The sequence below is a fragment of the Streptomyces sp. NPDC028368 genome (assembly GCF_055565615.1).
In genome coordinates this window covers 37,641-52,251 of sequence record NZ_JBVHTY010000026.1, presented here as the reverse complement: position 1 = coordinate 52,251, position 14,611 = coordinate 37,641, and the positions used below count along the sequence as shown (strand labels likewise).

Genomic DNA, 14,611 nt, shown 5'->3' with positions numbered 1-14,611 from the left:
CGCGCGCAACGGCCGGGCGGACATCGGGCCTTCGCCTTACGGTGGCCGCATGGCCAGGAACGGGGTGCCCCGGCTGGGGTTGTTCGTGGTCACGGACGGCGACACGGGGCCGCGGCTGTGTCGCGGGTGCGGAAGTCCGCTGATGCCAGCCGCGAAGGTCACGGCGGTGTTCTGCTCGTCGGCGTGCTGGTCTCGGCACTGGCGTCGGATGCGGCAAGCACGGGCAAGGACCGGGGCGTTGACGGCCAGCGCGTAACCGTTCTCGCGCTCTTCGGGGTAGGTGATCATGAGTATTCGACGCATGACCTACCTGCTCGTCGCATTCGCCGGCGCTGCTGTGATCGCGGCGCAGATGTGGAGTACGAACGTGGTACTCCAGGCGGATCAGGAAAAGGGTGCTGTCCGCAGCGGGGAGTGGCGCTGTGTGAGGACCACTGGTTTTCCTCTCAGAGGAGGGACTCCTACTGCTCAGCATCGCAAGCCCGCGGCCTGACCAGGGTCTCGACGGCGCCGTTGAGGGCGGCGATGCCGACGGTTCCCGGTATGCCGGTCCGCGCGGTGATGGCACTGAGCAGGGTGATCGACCCGTCCGGTGTGAGTTGCGGTAGGACCGCCTGGATCGTGGTGACGTGCGGCCAGAACTTGGCCTCGAACGCGCGTCGCAGCATCGTCAGGTCGAGATCGGCTAGCGGCCCCGGTCCCTCGCTTGCACCGGCCGCCAGGACCAGCCAGTCGATGCGGCCGGCCGCCAGGACCAGCCAGACGATGCGGCCGGTCGCCTCGGCGAGGGCGCTCATCTCGTCAGGGCTTCCGGCGTCGGCCCGGTGCCCGACCAGTCCTGCGTCGGTGACGGCAAAGGCGTCAAGGCGCTCCTTGCTGCGGCCGGCGATGTGCACCGTGGCTCCACGTGTCTGGAGCAGGCGGGCCGTTGCGAGCCCGATGCCGGACGTTCCTCCGACTACGAGGGCAGTCCGCTGGGACATGACATCTCCTAATTTCGAACCGCTGCGTCTCGAATTGAGCTAGCCTCCACGGTCATGGACAAACACGCCCCTTCGGAGTCACGCCCTGGACGCAAGCGAAGCGAGGAGAGCCGAATGGCGATCCTGGTCGCGGCGTTCGAACTGGTCGGCGAGGTCGGCTACGCGGGCCTGACGATCGAAGGGATCGCCAACCGCGCCGGATGCGGCAAACAGACGATCTACCGCTGGTGGCCCTCCAAGGCCCACGTTCTCCTCGAAGCGCTCGCAGTGAAGGCCGATCTGTACATCACGAACGTCGACCACGGCTCCTATGCCGACGACGTGCGAGCCTTCCTGGAGGACACATTCCGGCTCGGCCGCCAGCAGCGCGTCGTCGACATCCTGCGCGTCCTGATGGCGGAGGCCCAGATCAACGAGGAGTTCGGCCAACTCTTCCGCAGCTCGTTTCTGCAGCGTCGGCGCGATGCGCTCCAGGTGGTCCTCGATCGGGCCCGGAGGCGGGGCGACCTGCCGCCCCGTCCTGCTGGGTCCACCGTCCTGGACATCGTGTTCGGCACCTTGTGGTACCACCTCCTGGCCACGCGCCAGCCCATGGACGACGACCTCGTCGAGGACCTCACGGCCACCCTCGCGCAGGCCGCACAACCCCCGACCAACACAGCGATCGACCTGGGAGACCAGCAATGACGCTTTCCCGCACCATCCTCATCACCGGCGCCACCGACGGCCTCGGCCTGGCCCTGGCCGAATGCCTGGCAGCCGACGGCGTCGACCTGATCCTGCACGGCCGCAACCAGGCCAAACTCGGCCGCATCGCAGACCAGTTCGCGGCCCGCGGCGTACCCAGGCCCCGGACCGTGACCGCGGATCTCACAGACCTCGGCCAGGTACGCCGCATGTCCGCTCATATTCGCGCATCAGTGGACCGACTCGACGTCCTGGTGAACAACGCCGGCATCGGCGGCGGGCAACCGGACGGCCGCACCCGCCGCACCAGCGCCGACGGCCACGAGCTGCGCTTCGCCGTCAACTACCTCGCCGGCTTTCTGCTCACCCTCGAACTCCTGCCGTTGCTGCGCGCGTCAGCGCCGGCCCGCATCATCAACGTCGCCTCCATCGGCCAGCACCAGCTCGACTTCGAGAATCTCATGCTGGAGCGCGACTACGACGGCGTCCGAGCCTACGGCCAGAGCAAGCTCGCCCAGATCATGTCCGGCTTCGAACTCGCCGCACGCCTGCCCGCCGACGAGGTCACGGTCAACAGCCTGCACCCCGCCACCTATATGCCGACCAAGATCGTCCTCACCGAGATCGGATACAACATCGACACGCTGGAACAAGGGGTGACTGCCACCCGCCGGCTCGTCACCGATCCGGCACTCGCCACTACCACTGGACGCTTCTACGACCGCACCCGCGACACACGCGCTCACTCCCAGGCATACGACAGCGCGGCGCGACTGCGCCTGTGGCAGGCGAGCTTGGAACTCACCAAAGCCGAGACCCTCCTTTGTTGAGTACCGCTGAAGCAGAGGTCGTGGACATGGCCGCCATCCTGCCCGACGCCCGCAGGACCAAGGACCAAGGGCCAAGGACCAAGGACCAAGGACCGAGGACCGCAGACTACGGCCCGTCGTGATCCACTTCTCGTGATCGGCCCGTCTGTATGCCCGTTGCCGCCGTCCGTCCAATCGTCCTGACCGCCTGCGAGCGGCACCGGCCCACTTGGCGATGACGATCCGGCCACGGCCTTCACCCGGAGAGTGAACCGAATGAGGGGACGGGCCCTCGGCGGGGCTGTGGCCTGGCTCGGCACGTGGGATCTGAGAGCGGTTGTTGCTCAGCGTGGAGAGCGCCCGGTTTCGCTGGAGGGTGATGTCTGCGGGCTCTGACAACGCTTCAGGGCTCGCGGTGGGAGCATCGGAGTGCTCCGCGTGGTGAGGGGGCGATGGTGCCGCCGAAGTCCAAGGTCGACGTGGAGGTAGCGATGAGGGTCGTGTTCGTGCATGGGGCGTGCGTGCGGGACGGGTCGTGGTGGTGGCACCGCACCGACGAGCTGCTGCAGGAGCGAGGGGTGCTGAGCGTGGCCCCGGCGCTGCCGAGCTGCGGCGAGGCGGGCCTGCCCGGAGGCGCCGGCGGTCCGGGGTTTTCCGAGGACGTCGCGGCGGTGCGGCAGGCGCTGCTGGACAGCGACGAGCCGACCGTTGTGGTCGCCCACAGCTACGGCGGCATCATTACCGCGGAAGCCGCCGCGGGTGTCAGGTCGGTACGCCACTTGGTGATGGTCTCCAGCTACCTGCCCGAGATCGGGCAGAGCCTGTCGGAGTTCGGGGACGGCAGCCCCGCCCCGTTCCTCGACGTCGACCCCGACGTCGGCACCTTCGGGGTTCGCCCCGAGCTGCTCGTGGACACATTCCTGCAGGACTGCGACCCCGAGATCCAGGCGCAGGCGGCGGACCACCTCGCCCGGCAGAGCGTGCAGGTGACCGGGCAGCCGGTCGGGGCGGCCGCATGGCAGCAGGTGCCCTCGACGTACCTCATCTGCGCCCAGGACCGCGGCACTCCGCCGCGCCTACAGCGCGAGTTCGCCCGCCGGGCCGGCCACGCCGTTGAACTCGACGCCGGCCACCACCCGTTCCTCTCCCAGCCCGCCGCGGTCCGGGACCTGCTGTTGAGCTTGTGACGGCAACCGCGGACGAGCCGGGCCGGGCCGGCGATTCGAGGACCAGGGGTCGTCGTGAGCGCCGAGGGAGAACTTTTGTCGAGGGTCTACCCGGCCTACAACGGGCAGGACGTTGACCTGCGAACACCGGCTTGGCGCCAGATTTCCGGCCGTTGCCCCTCAAGGGCCGTCTCCCCCTGACGCGCGGCCCTCCAAGGCCAACCGCTCAGCGTTGTCTTTTCGCCGGAAGCTACCGGCAGCTCTTACGAAACCGTGTGGCCCGTTGACCACTCTCGTCCAATCGAGTCGTCTTCTCAGCGAACCTGGTCGTTTCGCCTTCTGTCTCAGTGAACCCAGTCGTGCGGGTGATCGCACTGGGGGGGTGCCGGGTGGCTGTACCAGCTGGGGTGCATCTTGCAGAAGTGTGCACCGAGTGCCCGGTCCAGGCTCCGGCGGATCGAAAACTCTGGTGCGTTTGAGCGGTTCTACGTCCGTATACTTGTGCGAGGCTCACGACGGACGGGAAGTGGAAACAGTGAAGCTTGCTGAGGCCCTCGCAGAACGTGCGGAGGCGACGCGTCGTGTAGAACAGCTGCGAGCCCGCGTCATTGGCAGTGCGCGTTATCAGGAGGGTGAGACGCCCGCCGAGGATGCAGCCCAGTTGCTGGCCGAGGCCAGTGAGGTGCTGGATGCCCTTGAGACGCTGATCCGGCGGATCAACCGAACCAATGCCGCAGTGGAGATGGGCCAGGACGGCACACTCACCGACGCGCTCGCACGCCGGGATGTGCTGCGGCTGCGTCACTCGGTGGTCACCGCGGCGGCGGATGCGGCAGCGGGTACGGGCGAGCGGGGATACGGTCGCCAGCTTCGATCCGAGCTGATGGTGCTCTCCGCGCTTCCGGTCGCGGAACTGCGCGGTCAAGCAGATCTCCTCGCACGGGAGATCCGCGAGATCGATGTGCGGATCCAGCGTACGAACTGGGAGGCCGATCTGCTGGACTGAGCAGTCGCAGCAGAGCATAACGATGTGGAGCAGGTAGCCGTTTCGGAGGCGTGCACACACCGAGGGCCGGCGGTTTTCCGGCCCACTCCTGGCGCGTGAAGAGCAACGCGGGGGTTCGACTCCCCATGAACAGTGCAGCTCAGCACCGCGTACAGGTAAAAGTGCACATCACACAGCACATCACCACGTGCAGATCCGTGGCGGCGAGGGCGGGTTCGGGGTTTCCACATCGCAGCAGGCCAGATCATAGGAGATGGCATCTTCTGGCGGACACCGTTGGCGATTCCGGCGGTGGCCGCCAAGTGACCGCGTTACGGCAGGATGATGGCGTCAGCCTTTGCGGGGGGCCGGCCGGCTACGGCCAAACCTGCATCTCTGACGATCCGCGTCGACTGGATCAAGTGAGACGCGACTGGCTTCGGTGAGAACGAACACCCGTCGAAGTCGACAGAGTGGGGCCCGATGGAGGCCATCCCCGGCCTCGGGGCTGGCCATCACGGTCTCACCCGCGGTGTCCGACACCGAGCGCTTGGGGTGGGGCGCTGCGGGCGTCCGCAGCGCCGCTGAGGACCGCAGCCGGGGCTCCCATCCCGAGGATGGCGTGCAGCGCGACGGGGCGGTCGGGCCGCCGGCAGGCGTGCGCGCCGCTCACCGGAAGTGCCCGTCGGACGTGATGCGCGCGGCCGCGCACCCTCGGAGCGTCTGGGTCCTTGGCGGGCCACTCCTCCAGGCCCGGACTGCGCAGGTAGTAGACGCCTGCGCGGATGTCGGTCAGCACGGCCCGGCGCATCGGGACCCCCGTGCGGGTGCTCTGTCCGCAGGGCGCTACCCGGGGCTAACCGACCTCCGGCGGAGGCGCCGTCCGACCTGGCCCCGCTCGTAATCCGCGACTGGCTAGTCGTCCGAGCCGGTGGCCGACGGCCGAAGGCGGTACCTCGACGACGAAGAACAGGAAGCAGGTTTTGGTCGAAAGGTCATGGAAGCCGCCGGGGAACAGTTCACGGGCGGCCGGGTCGGGCTGCGGCTCGCTGATGACGGCAATACGGAAGCCGGCAGTGGTAAAGGCATCGGTCATCGCGTGCAATGGCTTGCGCCAGAACCTCATCGGGACGGACTGCCCGTTGAACGGCCAGTCGAAGGTATAGCTGGTGGTCGCGAAGTAGTCGGGCCGAGGATCCTGGATCGTGTAGGCCACGAAGGGGTGGTCCACCGACGCGATCAGCCGGCCGCCGGGCCTGAGCACGCGCCGCAACTCGGCCAGTGTCGGCCCCCAGTCCTCCAGGTAGTGCAGCACCAGCGACGCGACCACGTCGTCGAACGCGCCCTCGGCGAACGGCAGACGGTCGCTCAGGTCGACCACGTGCAGGGCCGCGTCGTCCCCGAGCCGCCGCCTGGCCAACGCCAGCATCCCGGCGCTGGCGTCGATGCTACGAGCGGCAGTTGTGCCGCGAAGCGCCGCGCGTGGATCTACGAGAGAACTTCCGACTCGGGTCACCAGATCGCTTCTTCTGGATCAGCGTGCGGACGATCGCTGTGGGCTCCAACCTGCACCCGCGCCCCTAGCTAGCCAAGCTCATGGCAAGGGGCGCGGGTGGCTGCGAATCAGTCCTAGCAATGAGCAAGGATCCCCGTGCCGCAAAGGAGGTTCACTCCGAGGGCGGTAGGGTCATCATCGGCGGATGCGGCACCTGCGCCGCCCAGGAGTGCGGCAGTCGCCAGGGCGACGGCCGCGAGTGCAGTTCGGATACGCATGGGGACCTCCGTTGGACCGGGGTGTCGGGCGAGCACCAGGTTTCCCCGTGAGTCGCACTATCGCGATCCATAGCATTCGATCGGGTGACCAGCGCGGCCACGCGACGCGACAGGCCGGCGTCGAGACTTATCCGGCGAGGCATGCGGGAGCCACGGCTGTGGCTACACCGGCTCGTACTCGAGGGCGGTGTCGGGGCAGGTGGTGGCGAGGTCGCGCAGGGCGTTGCGTTCGGTGTGGTCGACGGTGAGGTTCCAGCGGAGTTTGGTGGCGACCCGGTCGGCGAGGTAGGTGCAGCGGGCCTCGGCGGCCGGCGGCATCCACTCGGACGGGTCCTGGTCGGCTTTGGAGCGGTTGGTCTTCGCGGTGACGGCGTCGAGGGAGCGTTCGGCGTCGAGGTCGTTGGCGTAGGCCTGGCGTCGGGCCGCAGTCCACTGGGAGGCCCCAGTTGGCGGGGAGCAACATTCCAACCTTGCGGTATTCCGTGGCCAGGTGGATCGCAGCCTGGGCCAATTTCGTGACTCTGTTCACGAGAACGGGCTCTGGCTCCCGTTGTGTGGTGCGCGAAGTCCCAGTATGGCGACCGTAGATCACATCACTATGCACGGTTCGGCTCATGGTCGGCGGCCCTCGCCTCCAGATCGACGGCACCGACATGGGTGGGCTGGGAACGACCAGAGGGCTACTCGGTGGAGGAGAGAGCTCTGAGCCGCGCGGAGTGTCCGGGGAGATGCTCGGTTGCGCGGAGACAGATCAGGTCGTCCCAGGGCATGTGCTGGTCGGGGACCGGTTGGCCGTCGCGACTGACCAGGCGAAGCTGGACGGGTGTGGCGGCGGCGTGGTCGGGGATCACCTTGATGGCGGCGGTGAGGTCGACTGCGTAGCGGCGCACCAGGTCGACACGGCGGGCGTGGGTGCTGGAGGCGACCAGTGAGGCGATGGCGGCGCTGTCCATGGCGGCGCGGTTGTCGATCGTGACGGAAGACAGTCCTTTGAGGACCTCGCGTGCTGCGGTGACGAGGATGTGGTCGCTGAGCGCGAGGTGGCTCAGGGTCCAGTCGACCACTGACTGTGCGTCCGCCGTCAGGGCAGCGGTGTCTCTGATCGCTTCCGCTGCGGTGAGCAGCTCGGTGTAGGCGGCCTGAAGTTCGGTGGCATCCATGGTTCTCCCGAAGGACAGAGGGGTCCGCGGCGTGGCTTCAGTTGGCCGCGGTATCGATGGGAGCCGTTGACGCGGTGGCCGAGTTGCGGTGGTGCGCTCGGGTGAGGACAAGCAGCATCACCACGCAGAGCACGGCGACGGCGACGGCGAAGTACTGCACGGAGACAAGAAGTCCGGCCACGGTGGTGAGGAAGCCGACGCCGATGACCGGAAGGCCGACGCCGAGGTAGACGATCACGTAGAAGCTGGACAGGACGTCGGCGTGGCGATCGGTGGGGGCGGTCTGGTTGACCGCGGTGAGACCGCCGAGGAATGCAAGTCCCTGGCCGGTGCCGCCGATCATCGTCGCGACGAGCAGCAGTGCCGGCGAGGACAGGCCGCCTGCGAGGGCCAGCAGTACTAGTCCCGTGGCCAGGAGAGGGAGGCCCACAAGCTCCAGAGTTCGGGCCCGCTTGCCGTAGCCGAGAAGTTGGGCGAGTGCGGAGCAGAGCAGCATCAGTGCCACGGCTGCACCGCCCAGAAGCAGGTTCTTGCTGCCTGAAAGAGTGGCGACGTAGGTGGGGATGAGGGCGAGGAAGAGCCCGACCACAGCGAACGCGAGGAAGCTCACCGCCCCGCTGGCAGCAAAGGTGGCCCGCATCACGGCGGGAATCTTGGGGCGGCGGGGGCGCCACCGGGTCCTGGAAGATGCTGCCGGCAGTGCCGTGATGGCGGCAGCCGCCGGAACCAGTAGCACGATCTCCACCGCGAACGGCAGAACATCCGGTGCCGGGGCGTACTGGGCAAGCAGCCCGGCCAGCACGGGCCCAAGGCCGAGTCCGCCCACGGAAGCCACGGTCGAGACCAGCGCTGCCTTGCGGCGGTTGCCGGTGGGCTCCAGCTCTGTCAGCGCTGCGGTCAATGGCCCCGAGGCCGCGCCGAGCGCGAGGCCCTGCAGTGCGCGGGCGGCGAACAGCCACCCCGTGCCCGAGGCCAGGGCGAAGACGAGCGATCCCAGTGCGGCCAGTGCCACCGCGGGCAGCAGCACGCCGCGGCGGCCGACTGCATCCGACAGCGGGCCGGCCATCAGCAGGGAGGGGATCAGCACGGCCACGTACACGGCGAAGATCAGCGTGACGACCAGCGGCGAGAACCCGAACCTCACCTCGTAGCCCCTGTATAGCGGCGTCGGCAAGTTCGTGCCGGCCAACAGGATCAGCAGCGCGTAGGCCGTAGCCCAGAACTTCCAACGCCCCTTTGCAGCAGACGGTTCGGCAGGGGCCACGCGCGGCGGGTCGGAACGCTTGGCGCGGAGGCCGAGGCGTGATGGTCGACTGCGGTGCGCGGCGGTCGGGCGATCGAGCGGCATCCGTTCCTCCACAAATCATGTTCGGAGATGCCGAACATAGCAGATGTTCGGAGACCCCGAACATGTTGGTACTCTGGAGACATGGCGAGCCGTACCGCAACCGAGCTTGTGCACCCTGACCGCGCGCAACTGCGCTTCACCGCCGTGTCGGCCGCCCTGGGCGATCCGGTACGGCTGGCCATCGTCGCCCGCCTCGCGGAGGTCGAACCCGACGGTGAATTGGCGTGCACGACGTTCGCGTTGCCGGTCAGCAAGTCCACCCAGAGCGGCCACTTCAAGGTCATGCGGGAAGCTGGGATAATCCATCAACGGGACGAGGGGACCCGGCGGTTGAACCGGCTACGCCGCGACGACCTCGATGCCCGCTTCCCCGGCCTGCTCGACCTCGCCATTCCGCAAGGACGTGACGTGATCGCAAGCTGGGGGCCGGGGCCGCACTAGTGCGTGTTGCGAAAGTGCAGACCGCACCGCACGACGATGTCTGAATGCCGCCGGCAAGATCCTCCTGTGGTGATCATGCTGGTGGTATGACGACGTCATACACTACGGACTCAGTGACAGTCCTCACCGGCATATATGCGGCTGAGGCGGAGTACTTGGCGGCAGGAGGCCCTGGCGAGGCTTCGTTCGACCTGCTCGCCCCCTTCTTCGCGCCGGATGTCGAGCTGCATCAAGCAACTTCCCTGCCCTATGGAGGCACTTGGCGTGGGCACAACGGCATGACGCAGTTCTTCCTCATGATGGGAGAGGTGTGGGAGTCGTTCGACATGGTGGAGCAGGAGTTCCTTGCCACCGGTGAAACTGCAGTCGTGCTCACACAGGTTCGTGCTCGCGCTCGTGCGACCGGCCTTGAACTCAGCTTCCCGATCCTGCAAACGATCACGGTCAAGGACGGGCGGATCACCGAGGTCCGTCCGTTCTACTGGGACACCCGGGCTATCGCCGACGCCTGCGCCGTGCCGACACCTACAGACTGAGGTCGACGGCAAAACCGCTGGTCACAGCCACTCGTTGAGGACTGCCACCAGCACGGTTGCCTCGTAGCGGACGGCAAGCTTGTCGTATCTCGTGGCCACGGCCCGGTGACGCTTGAGGCGGTTGATCCCGCACTCGACCGCGTGGCGTTCGCGGAGTCGGCCTTGTCGAACTTCGGCGGCCGACCACCTCGGGAGCCGAGTTTCTGTCGGTTACGGGCTCGGTCCGCCGGGGCCGGAATGGTCGCCTTGATACCGCGTCTTCGCAGGTAGGCCCGGTTGCGGCGGGAGTCGTACGCCTGGTCGGCCCGCACCCGGGCCGGTCTCCTGCGGGGCCGAGCAGGACCGATCCGCGGCACCCGGATTGCGTCCATGACCGACTCGAACTGGGGAGAGTCGCCTCGCTGCCCGGCCGTGATCAGTACCGACAGCGGCTTCTGCCCCTGCTCGACGGCAAGGTGGATCTTGGTCGTCAGCCCGCCGCGGGAGCGTCCAAGGCCGTGGTCGGCCGGCTCGACGGCGATGCCGCCGGGCGGCTCCGTCTGCAGGTCCCCCTTTTCACTGCTCCGGACGCGTGCTGGTGGGCCCGGCAGACAGTGGAGTCGATCACCACGCCCCATAGAACGTGGATCATTCACGACCAAGATCCACTTTCGCAACAGACCCTAGCCCCGACGGCCTGCTGTGGTGGATGCCGCGGTGCGCGGCCGGGGGGTCAGCGCCGCGCGGAGCGCCGGGGTGAGGATGTGCCGGGCCTCGGACGGGGTGAGAGCGGCGGGGGTGGGGAGGGGGTTGAGGTAGCGGGTGTAGATGAGGCCGCCGAGGATCGTCACCACGGCCGTGGCGCGGGCGGTCGCGTCCCGGCCGCCGAGAAATTCAACAAGCCGGGCCAGCAGCTCGCGTTCCAGGTATTCGCGGATCACCTCGGCGGCCTCCTCGCCCCGGGTGGTCAGCTGCCGAAAGTCCGCGTCCTCCCACAGGTCCGTCACCGCGTCGATCAGGCGGTCGGGGAGGGTGGCCGGGTCGCCGCCGAGGACGTCGTCCACCGCCAGCGCATTGGCGCACTGGAACTGCATCACGTCCGCGAACAGGCCCTTCTTCGACCCGAAGTGGTAGGCGATCAGCGCCGGGTCGACCCCGGCGGCCCCGGCCACCGCGCGCAGGGTGGTGTTCCGGTAGCCGCGCTCCAGGAACAGCGCACGGGCCGCCGAGACGATCGACTCGCGGGTCGGCGGGTTGCCACGGGGGCGGCCTCGGGTGCGGGCGGGGACAGGGGCGTCGTTATTCATCAGCGTTGAGCCTGCGATTCGTGATCGGCACAGTCAAGGGCATTCCGGAAACCACACGAAGGGATGACCCGACACCATGCGTATCGCAGTCTTCGGCGCCAACGGACCGACCGGCCGCCACCTCACCGACCAGGCCCTCGCCGCCGGCCACGAGGTCGTCGCCGTGACCCGCCGCCCCGGCTCCCTCCCCGCGCGGCCCGGCCTCACCGTAGCCGTCGCCGACGCCACCGACCCGGCGGCCGTCGACGCCGCGATCGACGGCACGGACGCCGTCCTCTCCGCGCTGGGCGCCCGCTTCAGCAAGGAGACCATCACCATGTACTCGGCGAGCGCCACCGTCATCGCCGGGGCCATGGCCCGTCACGGCATCAAGCGGCTGCTCGCTGTCAGCTCCAGCATCGCCGACCCGAACTGGCGTCCCACCGGCGCGCACTTCTTCAACCATGTGCTCGACCCGCTGGTGAACCGGCGTCTCGGCCGCACGCTCCACGAGGACATGCGCCGCATGGAGGACGTGATCCGTCAGACGGGCCTTGACTGGACCCTCGTCCGGCCCTCGGGCCTCTTCGAGCACCCCGTCGTCACGGACTACCACACCGCCGAGACCAGTGCAGACGGCGTCTTCACCGCCCGTGCCGACCTCGCCGCGAGCATGCTGCGCGAGCTGGAGGAGCGGCGGTACGTCCGTACGGCCATGGGCGTCATCACCACGGCCGTGCAGCCGAACATCGCCAAGCTGATCTGGAACGAGGGCGTGAAGAAGAAGTGAGCCAGGCGACCATCGAACTCCCGGCCACCACACGGGCGTTCCTCACTCACCCCCACACGGCCTCCCTCACCACCCTCCGTCCCGACGGCACCCCGCACGTCACCCCCGTCCGCTTCACCTTCGACGCTGCCACCGGCCTGGTCCGGGTGACCACCCGGGCAGGGGCCCGCAAGGCCCGGAACGTGGCGGCAGGCGGCCCGGCGGCCCGTGTCGCGCTCTGCCAGGCGGACGGCTTCCGCTGGGTCACCCTCGAAGGCCGGGCCGCCGTCACCGACGCGCCCGCGCGCCTGGCCGAGGCGGTCCGCCGCTACACCGTCCGCTACCGCGCGGCCCCGCCCGCCCCGCTGGACCTGGTCGTTGTCGAGATCGCCGTCGACCGCGTCCTGAGCCTCAACCTCTGAATCCCCCGTACGGAAAGCGAAGTGACACCGCCATGCCCATCCTCCCCGTCCTCGACTCCACCCTCCACTACCGCGAGTCCGGCGACCCCAATGGGCTGCCGTTCGTCTTCCTCCACGGCAACCCCACCTCCTCCCACCTGTGGCGGAACGTCCTGCCGCGGGTGGCCGCGCCCGGCCGCCGCCTTCTGGCCCCCGACCTCATCGGCATGGGCGACTCCGGCAAGCCCGACCTCGCCTACTCCTTCGACGACCACGCCCGCTACCTCGACGCCTGGTTCGACGCCCTCGGCCTTACCGAGGCCGTCCTCGTCGGCCACGACTGGGGCGGCGCGCTCGCCTTCGACCGCGCCGCCCGCCTCCCGGGCACCGTCCGTGGCCTCGCCTTCACCGAGACGATCATCAAGCCTCTGGTCGGCGACGAATTCCCGGCGGCCGGACGGGAGTTGTTCACCCTGCTGCGCACCCCCGGGGTGGGCGAGGAGATGATCCTGGAGAAGTCGCTGTTCATCGAGGGACTCCCGGACACGCTCGCCACCCCGCTCGCCACTGCCGACCTCGAGGTCTACCGCCGCCCCTTCCCGACCCCACACAGCCGCCGCCCGGTACTGGCGTGGACGCGCATGATGCCGCTGGACGCCGAGCCCGCCGAGGTCGTGGCCCGCATCGAGCACTACGACGCCTGGCTGGCCGCCAGCCCCGACGTCCCCAAGCTGCTCGCCGCGTTCGAGCCGGGCCCGGGCGCCATGACCGACCAAGGAGCCGTGGCCTGGTGCGAGGAAAACATCACGGGCCTGGAGGTCTCCCGCCACGGCCTCGCCGGCCACCACACCCCGGAGGACCGCCCCGAGGAGCTGGCCACGGCGATCAACGCCTGGGCCGACCGCCACGGGCTGGCGCGCCAGTAGGTGTCCACGATCACGGCGGCGCCGATCGTCCCCGGGCCGGCTGAGGCGCCGCCGACGGGTGTACGCGCCGCGATCGCCACCACCATCGAACACCTCAGCGAAGGAGAACCCTCCGGATACCCCCCGGCCAACTCCTGAAAGCCCTGCGCCCAGGACGACCGACAGGCACTCGTCCCCTGCCTGGTCGAATTCCCGGGCAAGGGCACCACCCCGAGCCCGGCCGGCATCGAGCTGGACGCCATGGACACCACCACCAACAAGACCACCTGGACGCTCGACCTCGACGGCCTGCCCAGCTGGGCAGGCCAACCCGCCACCCAGACCCGCATGGCCGCCACCACAAAGAGCACCGCCGTGATCAGCGTGACCAACGGCGAACACAGCACCATCTACGCCGTCAACCCGGCCGCAGCACCTCTCCGGGCGCCGCCCCGCTCGCCGTCCACGAGTACACCGGCGTTGCCCTTGACCAGGCCGAGCACCACGCACTGATCGCCTACCCCGCCACCGGCTGACCGTCTGACCGCCCGCGGCGGGCCGCATGGGCCGCCCGCCGCGACCGAACGACCAGTTGTTTCACCCTCACCCTCACGCTGCGCTGGTCCGGCAGCGACTGGAAGATCACGCGCTCTCACAGGGAGCGCGGGCCCAACTCCTGAAGCTCTGCTTCGGCTGCGCGGGTGGCTGGCCCGACGTGTGTGACGCCGGCCGATAGGTGGCCAGACAGGCGGGCTTCCGCCCAGGTCGTGTGCGGAAAGGACTCATGTCTGGCCGCCGTGTCGACCGTACCGAGGTTGAACTCGTGGTGTCGTAGGGGGCTGACTGTGACTTAGCACTTCATCTGCCGGGTGAGCAGTTCACCTGGCAGGGCTGAGCGCACTAGTTGGCGAGCTGACCATTGCGTTGGTCAGAGAGTTGATCCCTGTTTGGCGACGGTGCGGATGTCTTGAAGAGTGGGCGCATAGGATCGCCGGCATGGCACTGCGACCTGTTCAGGTGAACATAAAGGCTCTTGATGCCTCGGCGGTCGGCCGGTTCTGGGCGGAGGCGCTCGGCTGGAGTGCTTACAGCCCCGGCGTGACCACGTACGTTGGCCCCGTCGGCGGCCTCGTTTGGCCGGACCCGGTCGCCGTCTGCATCGACGTCGTTCCCGTCCCGGAACCCAAGACGACAACCAAGAACCGTGTGCACCTCGATCTCGCCACCACCTCTGCGGCCCATCAGGCGGAGTTGGTCGCGCGCCTGAAGGCTCTCGGAGCGACGCCCGCCCACGTCGGCCAGGGCAAAGTGCCGTGGACGGTCCTCGCCGATCCGAACGCGCCTAACTAGCGGTTCTGAGGATACGGCCCGAACGGGACGGCA

The 14,611-nt window shown here is 68.6% G+C and carries 18 protein-coding genes and 2 pseudogenes; 11 read left to right on the top strand and 9 right to left on the bottom strand.

Features of this window, described 5'->3' with window-relative positions:
- Nucleotides 1-36: 36 nt before the first annotated feature.
- Both ACZ4S3_RS37905 and ACZ4S3_RS37900 read right to left on the bottom strand, forming a co-directional pair.
- Entirely contained in the window at nucleotides 37-303 is a 267-nt protein-coding gene (locus ACZ4S3_RS37905; protein ID WP_467943086.1) for a hypothetical protein, read from the bottom strand.
- A 158-nt stretch (nucleotides 304-461) separates the two neighbouring features.
- Nucleotides 462-983, bottom strand: coding sequence for an SDR family NAD(P)-dependent oxidoreductase (locus ACZ4S3_RS37900; RefSeq protein ID WP_467943084.1), 522 nt, complete (start codon nucleotides 981-983; stop codon nucleotides 462-464).
- A 114-nt stretch (nucleotides 984-1,097) separates the two neighbouring features.
- On the opposite strand from ACZ4S3_RS37900, the gene ACZ4S3_RS37895 reads away from it, so the two are divergent.
- The 4 genes from ACZ4S3_RS37895 to ACZ4S3_RS37880 all read left to right on the top strand — a co-directional run bounded on the left by ACZ4S3_RS37895 (nucleotide 1,098) and on the right by ACZ4S3_RS37880 (nucleotide 4,651).
- Nucleotides 1,098-1,670 (top strand): TetR/AcrR family transcriptional regulator, encoded by a 573-nt coding sequence (locus ACZ4S3_RS37895; protein ID WP_467943082.1) that lies wholly within the window; start codon nucleotides 1,098-1,100, stop codon nucleotides 1,668-1,670.
- Nucleotides 1,667-2,500, top strand: coding sequence for an SDR family NAD(P)-dependent oxidoreductase (locus ACZ4S3_RS37890; protein ID WP_467943080.1), 834 nt, complete (start codon nucleotides 1,667-1,669; stop codon nucleotides 2,498-2,500). Before ACZ4S3_RS37895 ends, ACZ4S3_RS37890 begins: the two co-directional genes overlap by 4 nt.
- A gap of 470 nt (nucleotides 2,501-2,970) precedes the next feature.
- Nucleotides 2,971-3,666, top strand: a complete 696-nt coding sequence (locus ACZ4S3_RS37885) for an alpha/beta hydrolase (RefSeq protein ID WP_467943079.1) — start codon at nucleotides 2,971-2,973, stop codon at nucleotides 3,664-3,666.
- Nucleotides 3,667-4,180: 514 nt separating this feature from the next.
- Entirely contained in the window at nucleotides 4,181-4,651 is a 471-nt protein-coding gene (locus ACZ4S3_RS37880; protein WP_467943127.1) for a DIP1984 family protein, read from the top strand.
- Nucleotides 4,652-5,153: 502 nt separating this feature from the next.
- Here ACZ4S3_RS37880 and ACZ4S3_RS37875 read toward each other — a convergent pair.
- The 5 genes and pseudogenes from ACZ4S3_RS37875 to ACZ4S3_RS37855 form a co-directional block, all read right to left on the bottom strand.
- Nucleotides 5,154-5,441 (bottom strand): hypothetical protein, encoded by a 288-nt coding sequence (locus ACZ4S3_RS37875; protein ID WP_467943077.1) that lies wholly within the window; start codon nucleotides 5,439-5,441, stop codon nucleotides 5,154-5,156.
- A gap of 45 nt (nucleotides 5,442-5,486) precedes the next feature.
- Nucleotides 5,487-6,110 (bottom strand): annotated as a pseudogene (locus tag ACZ4S3_RS37870) (class I SAM-dependent methyltransferase); the annotation flags it as partial.
- Nucleotides 6,111-6,565: 455 nt separating this feature from the next.
- A complete protein-coding gene (locus tag ACZ4S3_RS37865; RefSeq protein ID WP_467943126.1) occupies nucleotides 6,566-6,904 on the bottom strand; it encodes a GmrSD restriction endonuclease domain-containing protein in 339 nt (112 codons plus the stop codon).
- Nucleotides 6,905-7,083: 179 nt separating this feature from the next.
- Complete coding sequence (locus ACZ4S3_RS37860) at nucleotides 7,084-7,563, bottom strand: hypothetical protein (RefSeq protein WP_467943075.1); 480 nt, start codon at nucleotides 7,561-7,563, stop codon at nucleotides 7,084-7,086.
- Between the two features lie 37 nt (nucleotides 7,564-7,600).
- Entirely contained in the window at nucleotides 7,601-8,911 is a 1,311-nt protein-coding gene (locus tag ACZ4S3_RS37855) for an MFS transporter (protein ID WP_467943073.1), read from the bottom strand.
- Nucleotides 8,912-8,992: 81 nt separating this feature from the next.
- Here ACZ4S3_RS37855 and ACZ4S3_RS37850 point away from each other — a divergent pair, with 81 nt between their 5' ends.
- Together ACZ4S3_RS37850 and ACZ4S3_RS37845 are read left to right on the top strand one after the other, a co-directional pair.
- On the top strand, nucleotides 8,993-9,352 hold the full coding sequence (locus tag ACZ4S3_RS37850; RefSeq protein WP_467943071.1) for an ArsR/SmtB family transcription factor: 360 nt from the start codon (nucleotides 8,993-8,995) through the stop codon (nucleotides 9,350-9,352).
- 86 nt (nucleotides 9,353-9,438) lie between these two features.
- Entirely contained in the window at nucleotides 9,439-9,888 is a 450-nt protein-coding gene (locus tag ACZ4S3_RS37845) for a nuclear transport factor 2 family protein (protein WP_467943069.1), read from the top strand.
- Here the strand turns inward: ACZ4S3_RS37845 and ACZ4S3_RS37840 are convergent.
- Both ACZ4S3_RS37840 and ACZ4S3_RS37835 read right to left on the bottom strand, forming a co-directional pair.
- On the bottom strand, nucleotides 9,831-10,505 hold the full coding sequence (locus tag ACZ4S3_RS37840; RefSeq protein WP_467943067.1) for a transposase: 675 nt from the start codon (nucleotides 10,503-10,505) through the stop codon (nucleotides 9,831-9,833). The genes ACZ4S3_RS37845 and ACZ4S3_RS37840 overlap by 58 nt on opposite strands.
- A 45-nt stretch (nucleotides 10,506-10,550) precedes the next feature.
- Nucleotides 10,551-11,174, bottom strand: coding sequence for a TetR/AcrR family transcriptional regulator (locus tag ACZ4S3_RS37835; RefSeq protein WP_467943065.1), 624 nt, complete (start codon nucleotides 11,172-11,174; stop codon nucleotides 10,551-10,553).
- 76 nt (nucleotides 11,175-11,250) lie between these two features.
- On the opposite strand from ACZ4S3_RS37835, the gene ACZ4S3_RS37830 reads away from it, so the two are divergent.
- From ACZ4S3_RS37830 to ACZ4S3_RS37810, 5 genes and pseudogenes are all read left to right on the top strand, one after another.
- Complete coding sequence (locus ACZ4S3_RS37830) at nucleotides 11,251-11,943, top strand: NAD(P)-dependent oxidoreductase (protein WP_467943063.1); 693 nt, start codon at nucleotides 11,251-11,253, stop codon at nucleotides 11,941-11,943.
- Nucleotides 11,940-12,344: a pyridoxamine 5'-phosphate oxidase family protein gene (locus ACZ4S3_RS37825; RefSeq protein WP_467943061.1), complete on the top strand. Its 405-nt coding sequence runs from the start codon at nucleotides 11,940-11,942 to the stop codon at nucleotides 12,342-12,344. The genes ACZ4S3_RS37830 and ACZ4S3_RS37825 overlap by 4 nt, the downstream gene beginning before the upstream one ends.
- Nucleotides 12,345-12,376: 32 nt before the next feature.
- The gene (locus tag ACZ4S3_RS37820) at nucleotides 12,377-13,249 is read left to right on the top strand and encodes a haloalkane dehalogenase (RefSeq protein WP_467943059.1); all 873 of its coding nucleotides are present in this window, start codon (nucleotides 12,377-12,379) and stop codon (nucleotides 13,247-13,249) included.
- 240 nt (nucleotides 13,250-13,489) lie between these two features.
- Nucleotides 13,490-13,741 carry a hypothetical protein gene (locus ACZ4S3_RS37815; protein WP_467943058.1) on the top strand — a complete coding sequence of 84 codons (252 nt, stop codon included), beginning with the start codon at nucleotides 13,490-13,492 and terminating at the stop codon, nucleotides 13,739-13,741.
- A 483-nt stretch (nucleotides 13,742-14,224) separates the two neighbouring features.
- Nucleotides 14,225-14,563: pseudogene (locus ACZ4S3_RS37810) on the top strand (VOC family protein); the annotation flags it as partial.
- Between the last annotated feature and the right edge of the window lie 48 nt (nucleotides 14,564-14,611).

Coding starts and splice junctions, on each gene's coding strand:
- ACZ4S3_RS37905 (WP_467943086.1), bottom strand. CDS start 303: ATGCGTCGAATACTCATGATCACCTACCCCGAAGAGCGCGAGAACGGT.
- ACZ4S3_RS37900 (WP_467943084.1), bottom strand. CDS start 983: ATGTCCCAGCGGACTGCCCTCGTAGTCGGAGGAACGTCCGGCATCGGG.
- ACZ4S3_RS37895 (WP_467943082.1), top strand. CDS start 1,098: ATGGCGATCCTGGTCGCGGCGTTCGAACTGGTCGGCGAGGTCGGCTAC.
- ACZ4S3_RS37890 (WP_467943080.1), top strand. CDS start 1,667: ATGACGCTTTCCCGCACCATCCTCATCACCGGCGCCACCGACGGCCTC.
- ACZ4S3_RS37885 (WP_467943079.1), top strand. CDS start 2,971: ATGAGGGTCGTGTTCGTGCATGGGGCGTGCGTGCGGGACGGGTCGTGG.
- ACZ4S3_RS37875 (WP_467943077.1), bottom strand. CDS start 5,441: ATGCGCCGGGCCGTGCTGACCGACATCCGCGCAGGCGTCTACTACCTG.
- ACZ4S3_RS37860 (WP_467943075.1), bottom strand. CDS start 7,563: ATGGATGCCACCGAACTTCAGGCCGCCTACACCGAGCTGCTCACCGCA.
- ACZ4S3_RS37855 (WP_467943073.1), bottom strand. CDS start 8,911: ATGCCGCTCGATCGCCCGACCGCCGCGCACCGCAGTCGACCATCACGC.
- ACZ4S3_RS37850 (WP_467943071.1), top strand. CDS start 8,993: ATGGCGAGCCGTACCGCAACCGAGCTTGTGCACCCTGACCGCGCGCAA.
- ACZ4S3_RS37845 (WP_467943069.1), top strand. CDS start 9,439: ATGACGACGTCATACACTACGGACTCAGTGACAGTCCTCACCGGCATA.
- ACZ4S3_RS37840 (WP_467943067.1), bottom strand. CDS start 10,505: ATGGGGCGTGGTGATCGACTCCACTGTCTGCCGGGCCCACCAGCACGC.
- ACZ4S3_RS37835 (WP_467943065.1), bottom strand. CDS start 11,174: ATGAATAACGACGCCCCTGTCCCCGCCCGCACCCGAGGCCGCCCCCGT.
- ACZ4S3_RS37830 (WP_467943063.1), top strand. CDS start 11,251: ATGCGTATCGCAGTCTTCGGCGCCAACGGACCGACCGGCCGCCACCTC.
- ACZ4S3_RS37820 (WP_467943059.1), top strand. CDS start 12,377: ATGCCCATCCTCCCCGTCCTCGACTCCACCCTCCACTACCGCGAGTCC.
- ACZ4S3_RS37815 (WP_467943058.1), top strand. CDS start 13,490: ATGGACACCACCACCAACAAGACCACCTGGACGCTCGACCTCGACGGC.